The following is a 2,598-nucleotide window of genomic DNA, read 5'->3' as shown; positions in this document are numbered from 1 at the left end:
GACTAACTTGTTCTTGCAATTTGCGGATTAAAGATGATTCTTTTGATAATAAAGTGTTAACTCAACATAATCAGGATAAGGGAGATAACTTTGCCTTGTCCATTTGTGATGCTAGAGTGCAAGCAAATTGGAAAGTGTTAAATCGTGCCGGTTTAATTAGTAATCGAAAGTTAGCTAACTTAGAAATGACAAATGATATTTTTGAAAATAAGTCGGATACGTTTGCTAACAGGCAGTTAGTTGAGACAAGACAGATTATTCGACTGGCAACCGAGGTATTGAGTCAAGAGTATAATCTCCAAGACACGTTGTTAGTATCGGTACGTGAAGGATTATCACACCAGCTACGACAAGAACTTAGCTTGCCTAAAATTCGTGAAGTAAATGATTATCATCATGCAATGGACGCTGCGTTAGCAGCACGGATTGGTATGTATATGGTGAAACGATATCCAGATTCTTTGGGTTATTTCGTGTATGGGAAATATGGAAAAGATACCAGAAAGATCCGGAACTTTAACTTCATTAGAGACATAATCCATGGAGATAAGTCAGCATTAGTTGATCCTAAGACCAAAAAATTGTTATGGGATAAACAGGATATTCGATACCTTAAAGGGCTATATGAGATTAAGCATATGTTGGTTACAGACGAAGTGTATAACGATAATGGTGAATTATTCCAGCAAACAATACAAGCGGCAAAAGAGGGCAAAAAAGAAGGTAGTAAGCAGAATACCTTGATTCGGCACAAGAAAGACATGCCAACTGAACTCTATGGCGGACATATTGGTTCTAGTGATGCTTACATGTGTATTCTCAGAGTATTTGAGAAAAAAGAAGTAACTTATTGGGTTATGCGAGTTTCTAAACTGGAATTGGGGAAAGTGAAAAGACTAGAAAAAAATGGATTAAGTGAAAAGAAATTCTTGCACGAGTTGTTTTTATCAGAAGTAGTGGGCTATGGAAAGCAATTTAAATTTGAAGTTGTTTTACCACATGTTTATCTACAGCAGACAGTTCGTGATGAGATTAATGGAAAGATGCGTACGTTCGGTTTGTCAGTGGCGAAATCGATTAGTAATCATCAACAATTATATTTGTCATATGACACTCAATTACACTTGGATTTTCGACAAAAAGGATATTCAAGTGAGGAGGATAAAGTAACGGATAGAGATGTATATTCGTCGATATTGAAACAGTTTCAAGAATACTATCCGCTAATGTGGGGAAAAGATAATCAAACTCTTAAAAATATGTCGGATAGTGAAGAAAAATTTGATGAATTGTCAGAAGATGACAGGATTGAAACTCTGAAAAAGATTATGCGTGGAATGCACGCGGGAACCGAATTCGCTAAATTAAAATATTTTGGATTAGGTGATGAATTTGGTAGAATACGACGAAAACACAATGGTCATCCGAACAAAGGAGCGGTGTTAACAGATAAGGCGAGTCTGATTTTCCAATCGCCTACAGGATTATTTACTCGTCAGATTTTTCTTAAGAATCTATAATAAAAAATGTGATACCCCCAAAGGGCATCACATATGTAGGCTCACAAGAGCTCATAATAGAATACTTGTTACGGTGACTTCCAAAAGTCATCTCGATTGATTTTAACGTTNCAAAAGTCATCTCGATTGATTTTAACGTTGTAGATGGTAAATCAATAAGGTCAAGCAGGTCAACTCGACAATTAGAGAATATCATGTTTGGATACGAAGTGCAAGGAGGAGATGCTATTGGGATGGCGAAATTTAATAATTAGTCAACATGCGAAGATCTCTCTTTCATCTGGAAATTTGTTGATTCATACGGATACAGAAAAATTTCACACACCTATTTCAAGCCTCAACGTTGTTGTCATTCAAACGTTACAAGCTGTGATTACAACAGCAGCAGTTGCTTCACTTTCTGAGAATCATGTGAAGATTATCTTCACGGGGCGAGATGGTCAACCAATTTGTGATACTAGTGAATGTTATCCTAAGAACCGAACGGCGAGATTAATTTCATCTCAGGTTAACTGGGATGTATCACGTGTTGCTAATCTTTGGACAAGAATTGTCATTGCAAAGTTAAAGAATCAAGTATCTGTTGTTGAACTTTTGAATAAGAATGCAGACGTGTTGCAAGATGAATTGGATAAGATTGAACTTAATGATATTACAAATCGCGAAGCCGTCGTTGCTAGAAAGTATTTTCCACTTTTATTTGGGACAGATTTTTCTCGATCGGATTTTACGCCAGTTAATGCAGCTTTGAATTATGGGTACTCGATTTTACTTTCGATGGTTGATCGGGTGATTGTTGCTCAAGGCTATCTAACATGTTTTGGTATTCATCATGATAATGCAGGTAATGCGTATAATTTGGGCTCTGATCTAATGGAGCCATTTCGACCAATTACTGATTATTGGGTTGCTCAACAAAAAATTCTAGATTTAACTCCGGGGGTCAAGTTAGGATTGGTAAGATTATTTGATTTGGAGTTGACTTATGAAGGAAAAACAGAAATTTTAAGTAATGTAATCGAAAAATATGTTGTTGATTGTCTTAAATATTTAGCCCTCAATTGTCAAATCAAGTGCA

The 2,598-nt window shown here is 36.2% G+C and carries 2 protein-coding genes; both read left to right on the top strand.

Annotated elements, in window-relative coordinates; genetic code table 11:
* Window positions 1–1,520, top strand: a 1,520-nt coding sequence (gene cas9, locus FD07_RS11765) for a type II CRISPR RNA-guided endonuclease Cas9 (protein WP_275453071.1), incomplete at its 5' end; no start/stop codon positions are given.
* A gap of 228 nt (window positions 1,521–1,748) precedes the next feature.
* Window positions 1,749–2,598: type II CRISPR-associated endonuclease Cas1 (gene cas1, locus FD07_RS11760; RefSeq protein ID WP_057161954.1), on the top strand; the 850-nt coding region annotated here is incomplete at its 3' end.

It is taken from the genome of Levilactobacillus parabrevis ATCC 53295 (assembly GCF_001434055.1).
In the GTDB taxonomy this organism is placed as follows: Bacteria; Bacillota; Bacilli; order Lactobacillales; family Lactobacillaceae; genus Levilactobacillus; species Levilactobacillus parabrevis.
This window is presented reverse-complemented; position numbering and strand designations above follow the sequence as displayed.